This is a genomic window from Serratia sp. CY71090, assembly GCF_052166845.1.
Classification (GTDB): Bacteria; Pseudomonadota; Gammaproteobacteria; order Enterobacterales; family Enterobacteriaceae; genus Serratia; species Serratia nematodiphila.
The window spans coordinates 59,483-80,619 of sequence record NZ_JBJNOA010000009.1 but is presented as its reverse complement, the minus strand read 5'-3'; the positions used below and the strand labels follow the sequence as shown (position 1 = coordinate 80,619).

Here is a 21,137-nt window from a genome sequence, read left to right as displayed (position 1 = left end):
CACGTCGCCAACGTCAGGGAGTGGGCGTAGCGACGTCAGAATAGGGGTTTATTTTGGATATGCGCAGACAGTTGGCCCGTATCACCGGGCTGGTACTATTGGCTATGTGTTGGGCACCGTTGAGTTGGGCCGCGCAAGGATGGCAACCGCTGACGGAGAAGATCAACAAGAGCGAACACGATCCGCGTCAGTATGAAGCGATCAAGTTGGCTAATGGCATGACGGTGTTGCTGGTGTCCGATGCCCAGGCGCCGAAATCGCTGGCGGCGCTGGCATTGCCGGTTGGATCGCTCGAAGATCCGAACAGCCAACTGGGATTGGCACACTATCTGGAACATATGGTGCTGATGGGCTCCAAACGCTATCCAGAGCCGGAAAACCTGTCCGAATTCCTGAAAAAGCACGGCGGCAGCCACAACGCCAGCACGGCCTCTTATCGCACCGCCTTCTATCTGGAAGTGGAAAATGACGCGCTGGAGCCGGCGGTCGACCGCATGGCCGACGCCATTGCCGAGCCGCTGCTGGATCCGGGCAATGCCGATCGCGAGCGCAACGCGGTGAACGCCGAGTTGACGATGGCGCGTTCGCGCGACGGCATGCGCATGGCGCAGGTCGGCGCGGAAACCCTTAACCCGGCGCACCCGAGCGCGCGCTTCTCCGGCGGCAATCTCGATACGTTGAAAGACAAGCCGGACAGCAAGTTGCACGATGAACTGACCGGCTTCTATAAGCGTTACTATTCCGCCAATCTGATGATGGGCGTTTTGTACGGTAATCAGTCGCTGCCGCAGTTGGCCGACATTGCGGCGAAAACCTTTGGCCGCGTGCCGAATCATGACGCTAGCGTGCCGCCGATCACCGTGCCGGCCGTCACGCCGGAACAGCAGGGCATCATCATTCACTATGTGCCGGCGCAGCCGCGCAAGCAGCTGAAGGTCGAGTTCCGCATCGATAACAACAGCGCCGCGTTTCGCAGCAAAACCGATACCTACATCAGCTACCTGATCGGCAACCGCAGCAAAAACACCCTGTCTGACTGGCTGCAGAAGCAGGGGTTGGCGGACGCCATCAATGCCGGCGCCGATCCGATGGTTGATCGCAACGGCGGCGTCTTCGCCATCAGCGTTTCACTCACTGACAAAGGCCTGGCCCAGCGCGATGAGGTCGTCGCCGCCATTTTCAACTACCTGAAAATGCTGCGCAGCGAGGGCATCAAGCAGAGCTATTTCGATGAAATCTCGCATGTTCTGAACCTGGACTTCCGTTATCCCTCGATCACGCGCGACATGGACTATATCGAATGGCTGGTGGACACCATGCTGCGCGTGCCGGTTGAGCATGCGCTGGACGCGCCTTATCTGGCCGACCGTTATGATCCTAAGGCGATCGCCGAACGCCTGGACGCCATGACGCCGCAAAACGCGCGCATCTGGTTCGTCAGCCCGGATGAACCGCACAACAAGACGGCCTATTTCGTCAACGCGCCTTACCAGGTCGACAAAATCACGCCGCAGCGCTTTACGCAGTGGCAGCAGTTGGAGAGCGGCATTTCCCTGTCGCTGCCGGCGCTCAACCCGTACATCCCGGATGACTTTACCCTGACCAAGCCATCGCACGAGTTCAAAAAACCGGAAATGGTGGTGGATAAACCCGGCCTGCGCGTGTTGTACATGCCGAGTCGTTACTTCGCCGACGAGCCGAAGGCCGACGTCACCGTCGCTTTCCGCAACGCCAAAACCATGGATTCCGCGCGCAATCAGGTGCTGTTCTCGCTGACGGATTATCTGGCCGGCCTCGCGTTGGATCAGTTGAGCTATCAGGCGTCGGTCGGCGGGTTGAGCTTCTCGACCTCGCCGAACAACGGTCTGATGTTTAACGCCAACGGTTTCACCCAGCGTTTGCCGCAGTTGCTGACGGCGCTGATCGAGGGGTATTCCAGCTTCACGCCGACGGAAGATCAGTTGGCGCAAGCCAAATCCTGGTATCTGGAGCAGCTGGACGCCGCCGAGAAGGGCAAGGCGTTTGAGCTGGCCATTCAGCCGGTGCAGATGGTTTCCCGCGTGCCGTATTCCGAACGCAGCGAGCGCCGCGAGGTGCTGAAGACGTTAACGCTGAAAGACGTGCTGGCCTATCGCGACAGCCTGCTGGCCGAGGCCACGCCGGAGCTGCTGGTAGTGGGCAACATGAGCAAGCAGCAGGTCGACACGTTGGCGTCGACGCTGAAACATCGTCTGGGCTGTATCGGTAGCGAATGGTGGCACGGCGAAGACGTGGTGGTGGACAAGAATCATCTGGCCAACCTGCAACAGGTGGGCAGCAGCACTGACTCGGCGCTGGCGGCGGTTTATGTGCCGACCGGCTACGACGAAGTGACCGGCATGGCCTACAGTTCGCTGCTGGGGCAGATTATTCAGCCGTGGTTTTACAGCCAGCTGCGCACGCAGGAGCAATTGGGGTACGCGGTCTTCGCCTTCCCGATGTCGGTGGGGCGCCAGTGGGGCGTGGGCTTCCTGTTGCAGAGCAACAGCAAACAGCCGGCCTACCTGTACCAGCGCTATCAGGATTTCTACCCGAAAACCGAGAAACGCCTACGGGACATGAGCGAGGCGGACTTTGAACAGTACAAACAGGCGCTCATCAATGAGCTGAAACAGCGGCCGCAAACCCTGAGCGAAGAGGCCAGCCGGTTCGCCAACGATTTCGATCGCGGCAACTTCGCCTTCGATACTCGTCAGAAACTGATCGCACAGGTGCAACAGCTGACGCCGGCCAAACTGGCGGATTATTTCCACCAGGCGGTGATCCAGCCACAGGGGCTGGCGGTGCTGTCGCAGGTTAGCGGCAGCGGGCAAGACAAGGCGGATTACGCGGCGCCTAAGGATTGGGTCACCTATCCGAACGCGTCGGCATTGCAGCAGATTTTGCCGCGTAAAGTGGCAACACCATGACGGAAATTGCCCCGCAGAGGCTGGAGCCGCTGTCGCTGCCGCTGTTCGGCGAACGCCTGATAGAAGCGTCGGCGGGTACCGGCAAAACTTTTACCATCGGCGCGCTGTATCTGCGCTTGCTGCTGGGGTTGGGCGGTGACGCGGCGTTTCCCCGCCCGCTGACGGTCGAAGAAATCCTGGTGGTGACCTTTACCGAGGCCGCCACCGAGGAGCTGCGCGGGCGCATCCGCGACAATATCCACGGGCTGCGCATTGCCTGCGTGCGTGGTAAAGACGCGGAATGCAAAAATCCGCTGTTTATCGCGCTGATGGAAGAAATTGACGATTTGAGCGACGCCGCCTCGCAGCTGCTGGCGGCGGAGCGGCAAATGGACGAAGCGGCGATCTACACCATTCACGGCTTTTGCCAACGGATGCTGACGCACAATGCCTTCGAGTCCGGCATGTTGTTTGAACAAACGCTGGTGCAGGACGAGCTGCCGCTGCGACGGCAGGCCTGTGCCGATTTCTGGCGTCGCCACTGCTATCCGTTGCCGCTGGGCGTGGCGCGTGCGGTCAGCCAGGAGTGGAGCGGCCCGGAAGCGTTGCTGGCCGATCTTTCCGGTTACCTGCACGGCGAAGCGCCGGCGCTGCGTCGGCCGCCGAAGGACGAAGAAACCGTCCTGATGCGCCACGAGCAGATCGTCGCGCGCATCGACGCCATCAAGGCGCAATGGCGGGCGGCGGCGGGCGATCTGGAGGCGTTGATCGCCCAGTCCGGCGTCGATAAGCGCAGCTACAGCAGTAAACACCTGCCGAACTGGCTGAACAAGGTCGGCGAATGGAGCGGGCAGGAGACTCAGGACTACCAGCTGCCGAAGGAACTGGATAAATTTCGCCAGTCGGTGCTGCTGGAGAAGACCAAGAAAGGCGAGCCGCCGCGTCATGCGCTGTTCACGGTGATAGACGAACTGTTCGATGAACCCTTGACGCTGCGCGATCTGATCATGGCGCGCGCGCTCAGCGAGATCCGCACCTCTATTCAGCAGGAAAAGCGCCAGCGCGCCGAGCTGGGGTTTGACGACCTGCTCAGCCGGCTGGACGGCGCCCTGCAAAGCGGCGGCGGCGAACAGTTGGCGCTGGCGATCCGCCAGCGCTATCCGGTGGCGATGATCGATGAATTCCAGGATACCGATCCGCAGCAATACCGTATTTTCCAAAAACTTTACGTCGGCCGGCCCGATTGCGGCCTGCTGTTGATCGGCGATCCCAAGCAGGCGATTTACGCCTTCCGCGGCGCCGACATCTTTACCTACATGCGCGCGCGTTCAGAGGTGAGCGCCCACTATACGCTGGAGACTAACTGGCGCTCGTCGCCGTCGATGGTCGCCAGCGTCAATCACCTGTTTTCTCAGGTAGAAAAGCCTTTCCTGTTCGGCCAAATCCCCTTTATTGAGGTTAACGCGGCGGAAAAGAACCAAGGGCTGGCGTTTGAATTGCACGGCAAGCCGCAGCCGGCGATGCAGTTCTGGCTGCAGCAGGGGGAAGGCGCGGGTGTAAGTGATTACCAACAGCTGATGGCGCGCCTGTGCGCCACGCAAATTCGCGACTGGCTCAGCGCCGGGCAGCAGGGCCTGGCACTGCTGCAGAACGGCAAGGAGTCACGGCCGGTACAAGCCTCCGATATCACGGTACTGGTGCGCAGCCGCAATGAGGCGGCGTTGGTGCGCGATGCGTTGAGCGCGCTGTCTATCCCGTCGGTCTACCTGTCCAACCGCGACAGCGTGTTTGACACCCCGGAGGCCAAAGACCTGCTGTGGTTGCTGCAGGCGGTGTTGGCGCCGGAGCAGGAGCGTACGCTGCGCAGCGCCATGGCCACCGGGCTGATGGGGCTGGACGCGCCGACGCTGGACGGCCTGAGCCGCGATGAGCGCGCCTGGGACGCGCTGGTTAACGAGTTCGACAATTACCGCACGCTCTGGCTGCGCCGCGGCGTGTTGCCGATGCTGAGCGAGCTGATGAAAGCGCGTCAGCTGGCGGAGAACCTGTTGGCCAGCGCCGGCGGCGAGCGTCGCTTGACCGACGTGCTGCATCTGGGGGAGCTGTTGCAAGAGGCGGCGGCACAGCTCGACAGCGAGCATGCGCTGGTGCGCTGGCTGGCGCAGCAGATCGCCCAGCCCAATCGCCAGTCCGATAATCAGCAGCTGCGGCTGGAGAGCGACCGGCATCTGGTGCAGGTGATCACGATTCACAAGTCCAAGGGGCTGGAGTTCGATCTGGTGTGGCTGCCGTTCGTCGGCAACTTCCGCCAGCAGCAACAGGCGCTGTATCACGATCGCCACAGTTTCCAGGCGTTGCTGGATCTCGACGCCAATGAAGAGAGCCAGGCCTGGGCGGAGGAGGAGCGCTTGGCGGAAGATCTGCGTCTGCTGTACGTGGCGCTGACCCGCTCGGTGTACCACTGCAGCATCGGCATCGCGCCGCTGTTCCAGGGCACGCGCAAGAAACAGGGCGATACCGATCTGCACCGCAGCGCATTGGGTTATCTGGTGCAGGGCGGGCAGGCCGGCGACGCCGTGTACCTGCAGGAGCGGCTGCAGCAATTGGCGGGCGGGGGGATCGCGCTGTCGCTGGTTGAACCGCCGGACGAAGTACCCTGGAACCCTCAGGCGGCACTGGCCGAAGCGCTGGCGGCGAAAAGCTTTACCCGGCGGATCCAGGATTTTTGGCGGGTGACCAGCTATACCGGTTTGCAACAGCACGGCGCGAGCCTGATGCAGGATCTGCTGCCGCGTCTGGATGTCGACGCTGCGGGGGAGCGGAGTGAGGAGAGTGAGCCAGCGCTCACACCGCATACCTTCCCGCGCGGCGCAACGCCCGGCACCTTCCTGCACAGTCTGTTCGAAACGCTGGACTTCACCCAGCCGTTGGATGAACAGTGGTTGCTGGCACAGCTGCAACAGCAAGGATTTGCCGAACACTGGCAGCCGATTTTGCTGGCGTGGATGCAGGTATTGCTCAACACGCCGCTCACCGACAGCGGCGTGACGCTGGCGGCGCTAACGCCGCAGCACAAGCAGGCCGAGCTGCAGTTCTATTTGCCGATCAACCGGCTGTTGCAGGCGAAGGAGCTCGATGCCCTGGTGAAGCGTTACGATCCGCTTTCCGCCCGCTGTCCGGCGCTGGATTTCCATCAGGTGCAGGGCATGCTGAAAGGCTTTATCGACCTGGTGTTCTGCTGGCAAGGCAAATACTACCTGCTGGACTACAAGTCCAACTGGTTGGGGGAAGACAGCAGCGCCTATACCCGGCCGGCGATGGAGCAGGCGATGGCGGAGCATCGTTATGATCTGCAATACCAGCTGTATACGCTGGCGTTGCATCGTTACTTGCGCCATCGGTTGCCGGATTACGATTACCGGCGCCATTTCGGCGGGGTGATTTATCTGTTCCTGCGCGGCGTGGATGCGGCGCACCCGGGCAACGGCATTTTCACCTGTCTTCCCGAGTTTGAGCTGGTGGCGGGGATGGATCGCTTGTTCAGCGGCGAGGCTGCTGCGACGGAGGATGGATCATGATCGCACTGCTGGAGCAGGCGGTGGCGCTTGGCGTGTTGCGCCCGCTGGACGTGCAGTTCGCCCGCGTGGTGGCGAACGAAGACGAGCCCGATATTTTGCTGGCCGCCGCCTGCCTGAGCGCAGAGGCGGGGGCCGGTCACGTCTGTCTGATGCTGGAGCAGCTGCAGGCGGATACGCTGTTTGAAGGGCGCCAACCGGCGCTGGCGCTGGCGCTGTGGGAGGCGGCCGGGCGACCGGATAGCGAGCGTTGGCAGCAGCGCCTGGCGGCCAGCGCGGCGGTCGGGGACGGCAGTAGCGCTACGCCGCTGGTGCTGCGCGGGCCGCGCCTGTATCTGCAGCGCATGTGGCAAAACGAAGGTGAAGTGGCGGCGTTTATCGGCGGCGAAGGCGAGTCGCTGGCGGTGCCGGAGGCTGAACTGCGCACTATTCTCGACCGCTTGTTCGGTTCGGCGAGCGACGAACCCGATTGGCAGAAGATCGCCGCCGCGGTAGCCGCCACGCGGCGCATTGCTGTCATTTCCGGCGGGCCGGGCACCGGTAAAACCACCACCGTCGCCAAGCTGTTGGCGGCGCTGGTGCAGTTGGATGAAAGTGCGTGCTTGCGCATTCAGCTGGCGGCGCCGACTGGCAAGGCGGCGGCGCGTCTGACGGAGTCGCTTGGCAGCGCCAGCCGTCAGCTGGCGTTGACCCCGGCGCAGCAAGCGCTGTTCCCGACGGAGGCGGCGACGTTACACCGCCTGTTGGGGGCGCAGCCGAACAGTCAACGCATGCGCTATCACCGCGGCAACCGGCTGCATTTGGATGTGCTGGTGGTGGATGAGGCCTCGATGGTCGATCTGCCGATGATGGCGCGCCTGATTGCCGCGCTGCCCGATCGGGCGCGGGTGATTTTCCTTGGCGATCGCGATCAGCTGGCCTCGGTGGAGGCCGGCGCGGTGCTGGGGGACATTTGCCGTTTTGCCGAGCAGGGATACAGCGATGCGCGTGCCGCAGAGCTGAGCCGCCTGACCGGCTGTTCGCTCGCAGGGCGGCAGGCCGACGCGGAAGCGGCGGTGCGCGACAGCCTGTGTTTGCTGCGCAAGAGCTACCGTTTTGACGCTCGATCCGGCATCGGTCAATTGGCGTTGGCGGTCAACGCCGGTGCTGGGGAGCGCGCGCTGGCAGCCTTAAGCGGCAGTTTCGGCGATGTCGCGGGCTATGCGCTGGCGACGAGCGAAGAGTATCAGGCGCTGCTGGACGCGTGCGTGGCGGGCTATCGCGACTATCTGCGGCTGACTGCCGAAGGCGCGGATGCGGCGGCGGTGCTGGCGGCCTTTGGCCGCTTCCAGGTGCTGTGCGCGCTGCGTGAAGGGCCGTTTGGCGTTGCCGGCCTGAATGAACGTATTGAGATAGGGTTGCAGCGCGCCGGCCTGATCGACCGCAAACCGGGCGTGCTCGGCCGCTGGTATCGGGGGCGGCCGGTGATGATCGGCCGCAACGACAGCGCGCTGGGGTTATTCAATGGGGATATCGGCATTACGCTGCCGGATGAGCGCGGCGAGCTGCGCGTGCATTTCCAGCTGCCTGATGGAAGCATCAAGTCGGTGCAGCCGAGCCGTTTGCCGGCGCATGAAACCGCCTATGCCATGACGGTGCACAAATCTCAGGGATCGGAGTTTGACCATACGGTGCTGGTGTTGCCGAATCACTTCCTGCCGGTGCTGACGCGCGAATTGGTCTATACCGCGATCACTCGCGCGCGTAAGCAGCTCTCGCTGTATGCCACGGAGGCGGTGCTGCTGCGGGCCATTCGTATGCCGACCCAGCGCCGCAGCGGATTGGCTGAACGGCTGCAGGCAACGGAATAAGCGTTGAAGGGGCGCGGCAAGGGCCGCGCCGCGGAGATTACAGATCGGCCAACAGGATTTTGGAACGGCGCTGGTAGTTGTACAGCGCCTGCTTTTGCATCGGCAGCACGTCGACTTCTGCCGGGGTGAATCCGCGCTCCTGGAACCAGTGGATGCTGCGGGTGGTCAGTACGAACAGCTTCTTTAATCCCATCTGCCGCGCCTGGTTTTCCACCCGCTGCAGCAGCATTTCGCCGCGCGAAGAGCTGCGGTAGTCGGGATGCACCGCCACGCAGGCCATTTCACCGATTTTTTCCTCCAGGAACGGGTACAGTGCCGCGCAGGCGATGGTCAGGTTGTCGCGTTCGATAATGGTGAATTTGTCGATCTCCATCTCCAGCTGTTCACGCGAACGGCGCACCAGAATACCCTGCTGCTCGAGCGGCCGGATCAGCTCCAGGATGCCGCCGATGTCGTTGATCGTCGCCCGGCGCACCTGTTCGGCGCTCTCCATCACGATTTGGGTGCCGATGCCGTCGCGCGAGAACAACTCCTGTACCAGCGCGCCGTCTTCCTGGTAGCTGATCAGGTGGCTGCGGCGTACGCCGCTGCGGCAGCCTTTCACCGCGCCGCGCAGGAAGCGCACGGTGCCGGAATGGTAGTCACCGCCTTCCTCCAGCTCTTCAAGGCGCTTTTGCGCGTCGTTGGGGAACAGCTCGGAAAGGATGTTGCCTTCCGCGTCGGTCACGCCCTGTGAGGAGCAGAAACCGATCATTTTTTCCGCCTTCAGCTTAATCGCCAACTGGGTGGCCACTTCTTCCGAGGTCAGGTTGAAGCTCTCGCCGGTGACCGAAACCGCGACCGGGCCAATCAACACGATGGCGTTGCTGTCGAGCTGACGGTGGATCGCTTCTTCATCGATGCGGCGAATGCGGCCGCTGTGGCAGTAGTCGATGCCGTCATCGACGCCCAGCGGCTGCGCGATGATGAAGTTGCCGCTGACCACGTTGATATGCGCGCCCTGCAGTGGCGTGTTGTTGAGGCTCATCGACAGCCGAGCGGTGATGTCGAGCTGCAGCAGGCCGGCGGCCTGCTTGACCAGCTCCAGCGTATGGGCGTCGGTCACGCGGGTGTGTTTGTGGTAGATCGGCTCATAGTTATGCTGAGCCAGATTGGCGTCGATCTGCGGCCGCGCGCCGTAAACCACCACCAGGCGAATACCCAGGCTATGCAGCAACCCGATATCGTTGACGATGTTGGAGAAATTCTCGTGTTCGATGGCTTCCCCGCCGAGCATGATGACGAACGTCTTGCCGCGGTGGGCGTTGATATAGGGGACTGAGTGACGGAATCCTTGCACCAGCTCTGTACTACGTTCCTTCACGGCCAAACCTCTTTGCATATTTATACGATATTTTTGTATTTTTATTCTTTTATTGCGCCAATGGCAAGTGGGAAATCGTCATGAAGCGTGCGCTAAGGGCGCTAAATCGTTAATAAATTGAAAAACCATAAAAAGATTTTCTGATGACAGGGCTGGAATGATTGGTTAAAGTTTTCGGCATCCCCATTTCATTGGTGTTTTTTTCATCTGTTGTAAACAGCTATTACTGCCGGAGCCGCATGCCAAACGCTAATCACAATCTGGGCCGCCGTCGTTTATTACAGGGCGTTGCCGCCAGCTGGTTGCTGAGTGTGAGTCGTACGGGCTTCGCCGCATCATCGCACGTGATCGCCGTGCGCGTCTGGCCATCCTCCACCTATACCCGCGTCACGCTGGAATCCAACGTCGAGCTGAAATACAAGCAGTTCGCCCTGACCAATCCCGATCGCGTGGTGGTGGATATCGAAGGCGTTCATCTCAACAGCGTGCTGAAAGGCATCGCCGGGCAGGTGCGCGCCGACGATCCTTATCTCAAGCAGGCGCGCGTCGGCCAGTTCGATCAGAATACCGTGCGGCTGGTGCTGGAGCTCAAACAAAGCGTCAGCCCGCATATTTTCACGCTGGCGCCGGTGCCGGAGTATCGCAACCGTCTGGTGATGGATCTCTATCCGACCAAGGGCGGCAGCGGCGGCAGCGGCGGCGAGGAATATGATCCGCTACTGGCGTTACTGGAAGATTACAACAAGGGCGATCTGGAGCGCACGCTGCCGCCGGAAGCGCCGCAGGCCGGCAAAGCGGGGCGCGATCGGCCGATCGTCATCATGCTGGATCCCGGCCACGGCGGCGAAGATCCCGGTGCGATCGGCAAGTACAAGACGCGCGAGAAAGACATCGTGCTGCAGATTGCCCGCAAGCTGAGCGCCATGATCAAGCGCGAGCCGAACATGAAAGTGTTCATGACGCGCAACGAAGACGTGTTTATTCCGCTTAAGGTGCGCGTCGCCAAGGCGCGCAAGCAGCGTGCCGATCTGTTCGTTTCGATTCACGCCGACGCCTTCACCAGCCGCGCCGCGCGCGGGTCATCGGTGTTCGCATTGTCCACCAAAGGCGCCACCAGCTCGGCGGCCAAGTTCCTGGCGCAGACGCAGAATGCCTCGGACCAAATCGGCGGCGTCAGCAAGAGTGGCGACCGCTATCTCGACCACACCATGTTCGATCTGATCCAGACCGCGACCATCAACGACAGCCTGAAATTCGGCAAGGAAGTGTTGAACCGGATGGGCAAAATCAACCGGTTGCACAAGAATCGCGTCGATCAGGCCGGTTTTGCGGTGTTGAAGGCGCCGGATATCCCGTCGATCCTGGTGGAAACGGCGTTTATCAGCAACATCGAAGAGGAGCGCAAGCTGCGCACCAGCCACTTCCAGCAGCAGGTGGCGGAGTCGATTCTGGCGGGCATCAAGGCTTATTTCGCCAACGGCGGCGCGCTGGCGAGTCGATAACGGCAGGGCCGGGCGCGAGTCCGGCTATTTTCGCGGATTGCAGATACAAAAAAACACCCGTCAGGGTGCTTATCTGTTGTCATCAAGAGTTGGTTGCGGGGGCCGGATTTGAACCGACGACCTTCGGGTTATGAGCCCGACGAGCTACCAGGCTGCTCCACCCCGCGTCCGTCTTGATGCGGTATTACGACGAAACCACCGTTCATGTTATGCCGCTGGTACGACATTCGGTTGGTTGCGGGGGCCGGATTTGAACCGACGACCTTCGGGTTATGAGCCCGACGAGCTACCAGGCTGCTCCACCCCGCGTCCGTGTAATACTTTGTTATCGAAACCAAACGAAAAATACCGCCAATGCGGCATCGGTTGGTTGCGGGGGCCGGATTTGAACCGACGACCTTCGGGTTATGAGCCCGACGAGCTACCAGGCTGCTCCACCCCGCGTCCGATGGATGCGCACTATACTCTCCATGCGTTTTGTTGCAAACCCTTTTTGCATTTTATTGCCCTAAACCCGTTTTTCTGCTGAATTTGCCCGCAATTTGCCTTCTTTTTCATCACCATCCTCCGTGCGGCTTTTTTTATTTGCAGCGATTCCTTTATCAATGAGCGTTTGTTATCGTTCAGCCGGTAGATCATATCAGTTTGAGAGTGTGCGCGATGAAAGGACGTTGGGGCAAATACCTGCTGGGCGGGTTGATGGTGGCGGTGTTGGCGGGCTGTTCGTCCAAGCCGACCGATCGGGGTCAGCAATATAAGGACGGCCGTCTGGATCAATCGCTGGAGCTGGTCAATCAGCCCAACGCCAAAGGTTCGCCGGTCAACGCCAAGGATTACTCGGATCAGCTGATGGAGATCAAGTACGCGTCGCCTTCGCTGTTTAACCGCAACAACAGCACCTATCAGGCGGTGCAAAGCTGGATGGCGTCCGGCGCCGACACGCGCATGCTGAGCCAGTACGGCCTCAGCGCTTACCAGATGGAAGGCGTCGACAATTACGGCAACGTGCAGTTTACCGGCTACTATACGCCGGTGGTGCAGGCGCGCTATACCCAACAGGGCGAGTTCCGCTATCCGCTGTACCGCATGCCGCCGAAGGGCAGGGGCCGCTTGCCGGATCGCGCGGGCATCTACTCCGGCGCGCTCGACGATCGCTATATCATCGCTTACACCAACTCGCTGATGGACAACTTCATGATGGAAGTCCAGGGCAGCGGTTATGTCGACTACGGCAACGGCCAGCCGCTGGTGTTCTTCGGCTACGGCGGCAAGAACGGCCACGCCTATCGCAGCATCGGCAAGGTGCTGATCGATCGCGGCGAAGTGGCCAAGGCTGACATGTCGATGCAGGCGATCCGTCAGTGGGCGGATACCCACAGCGCCGCAGAGGTGCGTGAGCTGCTGGAGCAGAACCCGTCGTTCGTGTTCTTCCGCCCGGAAGCTTTTGCGCCGGTGAAAGGCGCCAGTGCGGTGCCGCTGATCGCCAAAGCCTCGGTGGCTTCCGACCGTTCGCTGATCCCGGCGGGCACCACGCTGCTGGCCGAAGTGCCGCTGCTGGACAACAAGGGTAAATTCACGGGAAAATACGAGATGCGTCTGATGGTCGCGCTCGACGTGGGCGGCGCCATCAAGGGCCAGCATTTTGACATGTACCAGGGCATCGGGCCGGAAGCCGGCCACTCGGCGGGGTACTACAACCACTACGGCCGCGTCTGGGTGCTGAAGAACAATGGCGGCGGCCAGCTGTTCAGCGCCAATAAGTCAAACGGCGGCGGTTCGTTGCTGGCCACCCGCTAAACGCATACGGCGTGAAAAGAGTGACCCGCAAGGGCCGGATTTTCCGGCCCTTATCATTTGCATTACGAAGGTAATTAAAGCGTTATGAGCACAGCTTATTCGGAAGCCTATCTGCAGCGTTTCGGCGGCACGGCGCGGTTGTACGGCCAGCAGGCGCTGGCGGTGTTCGCGCAGGCACACGTCTGCGTGATCGGCATCGGCGGCGTGGGTTCCTGGGCGGCTGAGGCGCTGGCGCGCACCGGCATCGGCGCCATCACCCTGATCGACATGGATGATGTCTGCGTCACCAATACCAATCGTCAAATCCACGCATTGCGTCAGCATGTCGGGCAATCCAAAACCGAGGTGATGGCGGAGCGTATCCTGGCGATTAACCCGGAATGCCGGGTAACCTGCATCGATGATTTCATCACTCCGGACAACGTCGCCGAGCTGCTGGACCATAACTTCAGCTATGTCATCGACGCGATCGACAGCGTGCGGCCGAAGGCGGCGCTGCTGTCCTACTGCCGCCGTTTCAAGATCCCGGTGGTGACTACCGGCGGCGCCGGCGGGCAAATAGACCCGACTAAAATCGAAGTGGCCGATCTGGCGAAGACCATTCAGGATCCGCTGGCCGCCAAACTGCGCGAGCGGCTGAAGCACGATTTCAACGTGGTGAAAAACGGCAAGGGCAAGCTGGGCATCGACTGTGTCTTCTCCAGCGAGCCGCTGGTTTATCCGCAGCCGGACGGCTCGGTATGCGCTTCGCGCAGCACGGCGGAAGGGCCGAAAAGAATGGATTGCAGCGCAGGTTTCGGCGCGGCGACCATGGTTACCGCCACCTTCGGCTTCGTCGCCGTGTCGCACGCGCTGAAAAAGATGGTGGCGAAGGCGGCGCGTCAGGCGTAACGGGCGGCGATCGCCTTTACGGCGGCGGCCAACGCCGCCAGGCCGCTGGCGCGGGTGGCGCTCAGCTGCGCGCGCAATGCCAGGCGGTCGAACAACGCCAGCGGATCCAATGCGGCGATCTGCTGCGGCGTTTTCCCTTCCACTTCGGTCAGCAGCACCGCCAGCAGGCCGCGCACGATGCGGCCTTCGCTGTCGCCATAGAAATGCAGCGTGCCGTCTTCCAGCAACTGGTGCCCCAGCCAGACGCGGTTTTCACAACCGCTCAATGCCATTTCTTCACTGCGCAAGGCTTCCGGCAGCGGCGGCAGCCGTTTTGCGAGCATAATCAGCTGGCGGTAGCGGTCTTCCCACTGTTTCAGCGCGCTGAAGGTGGCGATCAACGCGTCGGCGGTGACCTCTCGGCCAAAAGGATGGGGGGCGAGCATAGCGTCTCCGGGAGTCAAGTCAGTCGGCCAGCAGATCGAGGGCGTGAGTCAACGCGCTGACCAGCGTATCGACGTCCTGTTGAGTATTGTAGGGAGCGAACGACGCGCGCAGCGTGCCGCTGACGCCTAACGCCGCCATCAGCGGCTGCGCGCAGTGCTGGCCGGCGCGCAGCGCAATGCCTTGCTCCGCCAGCAGCGTGACGATGTCGCTGTGGTGTACGCCGGCGATGTCGAACGCCAGCAGGCTGGAACCGGAACTGCGGAAGCTGCGAAAACCCGGCAGCTGCGCCAACCGCTGTTCTGCCCGGTCCGCCAGCTCGCGGCTGTAGCGTTCTGCCGCCGCCATGTCCTGTTCACTGAGCCAGGTGAGCGCGGCGGCCAACCCCAGCACGCCGGCGATGTTCGGCGTGCCGGCTTCGAAGCAGTGCGGCGGCTTTTGCGGGGTAAAGCCGTCGAACGACGCCTGGATCAGCATCTTGCCGCCGCCTTGCCACGGCGCCATCTGCGCCAACAGCTCGGCTTTGCCGTACAGCGCGCCGATGCCGGTCGGGCCATACAATTTGTGGCCGGAGAAGGCGTAGAAATCGATGTCGAGCCGCTGCACGTCGGCCGGGCCGTGCACCACGCCTTGTGCGCCGTCGATCATCACGCGCGCGCCGGCGGCATGAGCCAGCGCGATAGCCGGCGCCAGATCCGGGCAGCCGCCGGTGACGTTGGACATTTGCCCCAGCGCCAACAGGCGGGTTTTGTCATTGAGCAGGGCGGGCAGCTGCGTCAGGTCCGGCAGCCGGTCGGCGCCGATCGGCAGTTTCACCACCCGCGCGCCGGTTTGCTCCGCCACCATCAGCCAGGGGATCAGGTTGGCGTGGTGTTCCGCTTCGCTCACCAGAATTTCATCGCCCGGCTGCAGGCGTGGCTGCAGGTAGCTCTGCGCCACCAGGTTGATCGCCTCGGTGGTGCCGCGCGCCCAGACGATGTCGTCGGCCGACGGCGCATTGATCAACTGGGCCACCTGGCCGCGCGCTCGTTCGAAACGGGCGGTCAGATCCTGCGCCGCCCGATGCTGGCTGCGGTGCACGGTAGCGGCGTCATCGCGATAAAATTGCTGCGTGGCGTCGATCACCGCCTGCGGTTTCAACGCGGTGGCGGCGCTGTCCAGATAGATACCGTCCTGCGCGAGCGCGGGAAACTGTTGGCGAAAAAGGCTGGGGTTAAAAGGCGTCATACCCTGATTGTCACTGGCTTGAGTCGATGGGTGATCCTGTCCTATTTTGCCGCCGGAGACAAGCGATCCTGCCTATTAGGACTTATCGCCTGGCAAAACTGAGAAAGTTTGTTATGCTATTAAATGTGCGCTTATTAATCGCATTTATACACATAAAAGGTATTTATCAGCATTTAAAACTACAAAGGAGTCCTCAATGAAGAAAACAGCCGCAGTTATCTCTGCCCTGATGCTTACGTTCACCCTGGCCGCCTGTTCCAGCAACTACGTGATGCATACCAATGACGGACGCACCATTGTTGCTGACGGCAAGCCTAAAGTGGATAACGATACCGGCATGATCAGCTATAAAGACGCCAACGGCGTCGAGCAACAGATCAACCGCGCCGATGTGAAAGAGATGGTTGAAAGCGACCAATAAGCGTCAGGCAAAAAAAAGCACCGCAAGTTTTGCGGTGCTGCATAAAATCACTATGGACAGACAGGGTAAATGTACAGGAAGTGAAAAAACAGTAGCCTAGCTACCATGTCCGGAATCGCCGGACAATTTGCAAACACAACATCACAACCACAAGCCAAAAGTTCATCGGCGTCCTCGACACCCACTCCCTTTTCGTTCCGGCCCGGGAAGTGCCGCCACTATAGGTATTTGCTGGCGCATCCTCAACGGACAAATTATAATGGCTCGGATAAAAAAAACTAATGGCAATACGCCGTTAGCGTTTACCGATGGCTTGCCACGCAAAGCCGCCCGATTTTCGGCGCCGAATCATTCGGATTAATGTTACACAAAAGTAGCTAATTTAATGTCTAAACGCTTACCTCCCCTCAATGCGCTGCGCGTGTTCGATGCGGCCGCTCGCCACCTGAGTTTCACCAAGGCGGCGGAAGAGCTGTTCGTGACCCAGGCCGCGGTGAGCCACCAGATCAAGTCGCTGGAGGACTTCCTCGGGCTGAAGCTGTTTCGTCGGCGCAACCGCTCGCTGCTGCTGACCGAAGAGGGGCAAAGTTACTACCTCGATATCAAGGAGATCTTCTCTTCGATCAACGAGGCGACGCGCAAGCTGCAGGCGCGCAGCGCCAAGGGGGCATTGACCGTCAGTCTGCCGCCGAGCTTCGCCATTCAGTGGCTGGTGCCGCGCCTTTCCGGCTTTAACTCAGCTTATCCGGGGATCGATGTGCGCATCCAGGCGGTGGACCGCGAAGAAGACAAGCTGGCGGACGACGTCGATGTGGCGATTTTCTACGGCCGCGGCAATTGGCCGGGGCTGCGCGCCGAGCGCCTGTATGCGGAATATCTGCTGCCGGTGTGTTCGCCGAGCCTGCTGACCGGCGATCATCCGCTGAAAACCGCAGACGATCTGGCTTATCATACGTTGCTGCATGACGTTTCACGCCGCGACTGGCTGGCCTATACGCGCCAGCTGGGGTTGCAGCACATTAACGTGCAGCAGGGGCCGATCTTCAGCCACAGCGCCATGGTGGTGCAGGCGGCGGTGCACGGCCAGGGCGTGGCGCTGGTGAATAACGTGATGGCGCAAACCGAGATCGAAGCCGGTCGCCTGGTGTGCCCGTTCAACGATGTGTTGGTCAGTAAAAACGCTTTTTATCTGGTATGTCATGACAGCCAGGCAGAACTGGGTAAAATAGCCGCCTTCCGGCAGTGGATCCTGGCGCGCGCCGCCAGCGAACAAGAGAAGTTCCGCTTCCGCTACGAACAATAAGGCCGGCCGCCGCCTTGCCGCGGCCGGTGATTTTTAATGGGATAGATCACGATGAGCAGCCGTTCCATGCTGGTTTTCGCCGCTATCAGCGGCTTTGTGTTTGTCGCGTTGGGCGCATTCGGCGCGCATGTGTTAAGCGGCACGCTGGGCGCCAACGAAATGGCCTGGATCCGCACCGGGCTGGAATATCAGGGGTTCCATACCCTGGCCATCCTGGCGCTGGCGGTCGCGATGCAGCGCCGCGTGAGCCTGTGGTTTTACTGGAGCGGAGCGCTGTTGGCGTTCGGCACCGTGTTGTTCAGCGGCAGCCTCTATTGCCTGGCGCTGTCGCACCTGAAGGTCTGGGTATATATCACGCCGGTTGGCGGCGTGTGCTTCTTGATCGGCTGGATATTGATGTTGATTGGCGCTTTGCGTCTGAGGAAAAAGGCCGAGCGCCATGAATAAGATTGCGTTGTACTGCCGCCCCGGCTTCGAAAAAGAGTGTGCGGCGGAGATCACCGATAAAGCCGCCCAGCTGGAGATTTACGGCTTTGCGCGGGTAAAAGAGCACAGCGGTTACGTGTTGTTCGAATGCTATCAGCCGGACGATGCCGACCGCCTGGCGCGGGAAATTCCGTTCCGCGAACTGATTTTCGCCCGCCAAATGATCGTGGTGGGGGAGCTGCTGCGCGATCTGCCGCCGGAAGATCGGGTATCGCCGATCGTCGGCATGCTGATCGGCGTGGTCGATCGCGGCGGCGAGCTGCGGGTGGAAGTGCCGGACACCAACGAAAGCAAAGAGCTGATGAAGTTCTGCCGCAAGCTGACGGTGCCGCTGCGCGCCGCGATGCGCGAGCAGAAGGTGCTGATGGCGCGCGAGAACCCGACTCGCCCGGTGGTGCATGTATTTTTCATCGCGCCGGGCTGCTGCTACGTCGGTTACTCCTACAGCAACAACAACTCACCGTTCTATATGGGTATTCCGCGTCTGCGTTTCCCGGCCGATGCGCCGAGCCGTTCGACGCTGAAGCTGGAAGAAGCGTTCCATGTGTTCATCCCCGCCGACGAGTGGGACGAGCGCCTGGCCAGCGGCATGCACGCGGTCGATCTGGGGGCCTGCCCGGGCGGCTGGACCTATCAGCTGGTGAAACGCAGCATGATGGTGCATTCGGTGGATAACGGCCCGATGGCGCCGAGCCTGATGGAAACCGGCCAGGTGACGCACCACCGCGCCGACGGCTTCAAGTTCGAGCCGAACAGCAGCAAGATCTACTGGCTGGTGTGCGACATGGTGGAGAAACCGGCGAAGGTGACCAGCCTGATGATTCAGTGGCTGGTGAAAGGCTGGTGCCGTGAAGCGATCTTTAACCTCAAGCTGCCGATGAAAAAACGCTACGAGGAAGTGTCGCAAAACCTGATGAGCATCCGCGAAGCGCTGGGCGCCGCCGGCATCAGCGCTGAAGTGCACGCCAAGCAGCTGTATCACGATCGCGAAGAGATCACCGTACACGTGCGCCGCATGTGGTCGGCGGTGCCGGGCCGCCGCGACGAACGCGATTAACCGCGTGAAGCCTTGATGAAGGGCGCTGCTTGCAGCGCCCTTATTGTATCGGCAGGCGCAGCTGCTGCAGGTTGCCGTCCAGCGACAGATTGGTGCACAGCGTGGCGACCCGTTTGCTGACGTAGGCCAGCTCGCGGTGCTGCTCCAGCTTACCGCGCCATTTTTCCGGCACCTGCTCCAGGTGCTGATAAAGCCCGTCCAGACTGCCCGACTGCTGCAGCAGCAGCACGGCGGTTTTCGGCCCGATGCCGGCCACGCCGGGGATCTTGCTGCTGCCGATCCCCGCCAACCCCCAGTAGTCCGGCAGCTGCTGCGGCTGCACGCCAAACTCCTGTTGCACGAAAGGCATATCCAGCCAGCGTTTCTGGAAGTAATCGCGAATTTGTACGTTCGGCGCCAGCAGTTGGCAATAGCCTTTGTCGGTGGAGACGATGGTCACCTGGTGGCCGCCGCCGGCGACCTTCGCCGCCAGCGTGGCCGCCAGATCGTCCGCCTCATTGCCGGGCGAATGCCAGCTGGCGACGCCCAACTCGGCGAAGGCTTCGCGCAGCTGCGGCATCTCCTGCTGCAGGTTTTCCGGCATCGGCGAGCGCCCGGCCTTGTAGTCCGGCAGAATTTGGTGGCGCCAGCTGTCGCTGCGGTCGTCCTCGTCGAATACCGCCACCGCGTGGGTCGGGCGGCTGTGCTGGATCAACTGCTGCAGCGCGTGGCGGCAGGCGTTGACGCAAGGGGTGCCCTGCACGGCGTGAATGCGGCGGATGAGGTTCAGGGCGTCGACAATCAGTAGGTGTATCATCATGGGCGGTAAGGTCAGAAAAAACAGGGCGGCCGTTACGCCGCCCGGGATTGAGGGTCAGGCGACGATTTCGTAGCAGGGCACATAGGCGCTGCCCGGCAGCTTCATGCGGTGCTGGGCAACAAAGCCCTGCAGCAGGCTATCCATCTGCTTCATCATTTGCGGTTCGCCGTGCAGCTTGTACGGGCCGAACTGCTCAATGGCGTGGATGCCGTTTTCCTTCACGTTGCCGGCCACGATGCCGGAGAAGGCGCGGCGCAGCGCGGCGGCCAATTGCTCCGGCGGCTGGTTCGGATACAGGTTGAGGTTCGCCATGTTCTCGTGGGTCGGTTCGAACGGCAGCTGCAAATCCGGCGCGATGCGGATCGACCAGTTAAAGCTGTAGGCGTCGCCGGTGTTGCGGCGGTTTTCCTTCACCAGCGGCATGGCTTTTTTCATCTGCCGCGCCACTTCCGCCGGATCGTCGATGATGATGGTGTAATGGCGGCGCGCGGCGTCGCCCAGCGTGTTCATGATGAACTCGTCCAGCACGCGGAAGTAGTCGGCGCTCTCTTTCGGCCCGGTCAGGATCAGCGGCAGCACCTGTTCACTGTTCTCCGGGTTCATCAGGATACCCAACAGGTACAGCAGCTCTTCGGCGGTGCCGACGCCGCCCGGGAAGATAATGATGCCATGCGCGATGCGCACGAAGGCTTCCAGGCGTTTTTCGATGTCCGGCATGATCACCAGCTCGTTCACTAGCGGGTTAGGCGGCTCGGCGGCGATGATCGAAGGCTCGGTCATGCCGATAAAGCGGCTGTTGCGGTAACGCTGTTGCGCGTGACCGACCGCCGCGCCTTTCATCGGCGCTTCCATGGCGCCCGGCCCGCAGCCGGTGCAGATGTTGAGCTCGCGCAGGCCCAGCTGGCTGCCGACCTTGCGCGCGTACAGATATTCGTTCTCGTTGATCGAGTGCCCGCCCCAGCACACCACCATGTTGGGATCTTCATCCAGATGCAGCGTGCGCGCATTGCGCAGGATCGAGAACACCAGGTTGGTGATGTGGGCCGAGTTTTCCAGGTTCAGGTGTTGGAAACGGCCGGCGCTGGCGATTTGGCCGTGCACGAACAGAATGTCGCGCAACACGGCGAACAGGTTGGCCTGCAGCGAACGGATGATGCGGCCGTCGACGAACGCCTCTTCCGGCGGGTTGACCAGCTCCAGCTTCACCCCGCGCTCGCGGCGCAGCACGTTGATGTCGAAGGTTTCATAGCGCGACAGCAGCTGTTTGCTGTTGTCGGTTTGGCTGCCGGAGTTCAACACGGCCAGCGAACAGTTGCGGAACAGGCGGTACAGGTCGCTGCTGGCGGTGCGCTTCAGCATGTCTACTTCCAGCTGCGACAATAAATCCATAGAGCCAAGCGGGCTGATGTGTGTAATCAAGGTAACTCCTTTGCACCCGGTGCGGGGCGGTAGTAATCCATACGCAGCAAAACAGCATCTCGTTATGGTTGGCGTGCTGCGGCGCAGCGGGCGCTCT

The 21,137-nt window shown here is 61.3% G+C and carries 15 protein-coding genes and 3 tRNA genes; 10 read left to right on the top strand and 8 right to left on the bottom strand.

From position 1 onward, the window contains the following. Positions 1-59 precede the first annotated feature (59 nt). Genes ptrA through recD form a run of 3 tightly spaced genes read left to right on the top strand, consistent with a single transcriptional unit; the run spans position 60 to position 8,352 of the window. Positions 60-2,948 (top strand): pitrilysin, encoded by a 2,889-nt coding sequence (ptrA, locus tag ACJ8OK_RS17130; protein ID WP_060560465.1) that lies wholly within the window; start codon positions 60-62, stop codon positions 2,946-2,948. After that, complete coding sequence (gene recB / locus ACJ8OK_RS17125; protein ID WP_442530744.1) at positions 2,945-6,505, top strand: exodeoxyribonuclease V subunit beta; 3,561 nt, start codon at positions 2,945-2,947, stop codon at positions 6,503-6,505. Before ptrA ends, recB begins: the two co-directional genes overlap by 4 nt. Further along, a complete protein-coding gene (gene recD, locus ACJ8OK_RS17120; protein ID WP_442530742.1) occupies positions 6,502-8,352 on the top strand; it encodes an exodeoxyribonuclease V subunit alpha in 1,851 nt (616 codons plus the stop codon). The genes recB and recD overlap by 4 nt, the downstream gene beginning before the upstream one ends. A gap of 37 nt (positions 8,353-8,389) precedes the next feature. Here the strand turns inward: recD and argA are convergent, their stop codons facing one another. After that, entirely contained in the window at positions 8,390-9,715 is a 1,326-nt protein-coding gene (gene argA / locus ACJ8OK_RS17115; protein ID WP_004931881.1) for an amino-acid N-acetyltransferase, read from the bottom strand. Positions 9,716-9,954: 239 nt separating this feature from the next. Between argA and amiC the strand changes: the two genes are divergently transcribed. Next, positions 9,955-11,217, top strand: coding sequence for an N-acetylmuramoyl-L-alanine amidase AmiC (gene amiC / locus ACJ8OK_RS17110; protein ID WP_442530741.1), 1,263 nt, complete (start codon positions 9,955-9,957; stop codon positions 11,215-11,217). Between the two features lie 90 nt (positions 11,218-11,307). Here the strand turns inward: amiC and ACJ8OK_RS17105 are convergent. The 3 genes from ACJ8OK_RS17105 to ACJ8OK_RS17095 all read right to left on the bottom strand — a co-directional run bounded on the left by ACJ8OK_RS17105 (position 11,308) and on the right by ACJ8OK_RS17095 (position 11,661). Beyond that, positions 11,308-11,384: transfer RNA gene (locus tag ACJ8OK_RS17105), tRNA-Met, on the bottom strand. 65 nt (positions 11,385-11,449) lie between these two features. Then, a tRNA-Met gene (locus ACJ8OK_RS17100) sits at positions 11,450-11,526 on the bottom strand. A 58-nt stretch (positions 11,527-11,584) separates the two neighbouring features. Further along, positions 11,585-11,661 (bottom strand) — tRNA-Met (locus ACJ8OK_RS17095). 216 nt (positions 11,662-11,877) lie between these two features. On the opposite strand from ACJ8OK_RS17095, the gene mltA reads away from it, so the two are divergent. Both mltA and tcdA read left to right on the top strand, forming a co-directional pair. Then, a complete protein-coding gene (gene mltA / locus ACJ8OK_RS17090) occupies positions 11,878-13,014 on the top strand; it encodes a murein transglycosylase A (RefSeq protein WP_033632235.1) in 1,137 nt (378 codons plus the stop codon). Positions 13,015-13,098: 84 nt separating this feature from the next. Continuing rightward, positions 13,099-13,905 (top strand): tRNA cyclic N6-threonylcarbamoyladenosine(37) synthase TcdA, encoded by an 807-nt coding sequence (gene tcdA, locus ACJ8OK_RS17085; protein WP_004931886.1) that lies wholly within the window; start codon positions 13,099-13,101, stop codon positions 13,903-13,905. Here the strand turns inward: tcdA and csdE are convergent. Further along, positions 13,896-14,330: a cysteine desulfurase sulfur acceptor subunit CsdE gene (gene csdE, locus ACJ8OK_RS17080; RefSeq protein ID WP_033632236.1), complete on the bottom strand. Its 435-nt coding sequence runs from the start codon at positions 14,328-14,330 to the stop codon at positions 13,896-13,898. The genes tcdA and csdE overlap by 10 nt on opposite strands. Positions 14,331-14,349: 19 nt before the next feature. Next, positions 14,350-15,555 carry a cysteine desulfurase CsdA gene (gene csdA, locus ACJ8OK_RS17075; RefSeq protein WP_049278249.1) on the bottom strand — a complete coding sequence of 402 codons (1,206 nt, stop codon included), beginning with the start codon at positions 15,553-15,555 and terminating at the stop codon, positions 14,350-14,352. Between the two features lie 196 nt (positions 15,556-15,751). On the opposite strand from csdA, the gene ACJ8OK_RS17070 reads away from it, so the two are divergent. From ACJ8OK_RS17070 to rlmM, 4 genes are all read left to right on the top strand, one after another. Further along, positions 15,752-15,976 (top strand): YgdI/YgdR family lipoprotein, encoded by a 225-nt coding sequence (locus ACJ8OK_RS17070; protein WP_033632238.1) that lies wholly within the window; start codon positions 15,752-15,754, stop codon positions 15,974-15,976. A 385-nt stretch (positions 15,977-16,361) separates the two neighbouring features. After that, the gene (locus ACJ8OK_RS17065; RefSeq protein WP_004931894.1) at positions 16,362-17,279 is read left to right on the top strand and encodes a transcriptional regulator GcvA; all 918 of its coding nucleotides are present in this window, start codon (positions 16,362-16,364) and stop codon (positions 17,277-17,279) included. Between the two features lie 51 nt (positions 17,280-17,330). Next, a complete protein-coding gene (locus tag ACJ8OK_RS17060) occupies positions 17,331-17,726 on the top strand; it encodes a DUF423 domain-containing protein (RefSeq protein ID WP_004931896.1) in 396 nt (131 codons plus the stop codon). After that, positions 17,719-18,822, top strand: a complete 1,104-nt coding sequence (rlmM, locus tag ACJ8OK_RS17055) for a 23S rRNA (cytidine(2498)-2'-O)-methyltransferase RlmM (RefSeq protein WP_004931897.1) — start codon at positions 17,719-17,721, stop codon at positions 18,820-18,822. Before ACJ8OK_RS17060 ends, rlmM begins: the two co-directional genes overlap by 8 nt. A 40-nt stretch (positions 18,823-18,862) precedes the next feature. Here rlmM and xni read toward each other — a convergent pair whose 3' ends face one another. Both xni and ppnN read right to left on the bottom strand, forming a co-directional pair. Beyond that, complete coding sequence (gene xni / locus ACJ8OK_RS17050; protein WP_060560118.1) at positions 18,863-19,621, bottom strand: flap endonuclease Xni; 759 nt, start codon at positions 19,619-19,621, stop codon at positions 18,863-18,865. A gap of 54 nt (positions 19,622-19,675) precedes the next feature. Further along, positions 19,676-21,040, bottom strand: a complete 1,365-nt coding sequence (gene ppnN / locus ACJ8OK_RS17045; RefSeq protein WP_019455737.1) for a nucleotide 5'-monophosphate nucleosidase PpnN — start codon at positions 21,038-21,040, stop codon at positions 19,676-19,678. Positions 21,041-21,137: the final 97 nt, after the last annotated feature.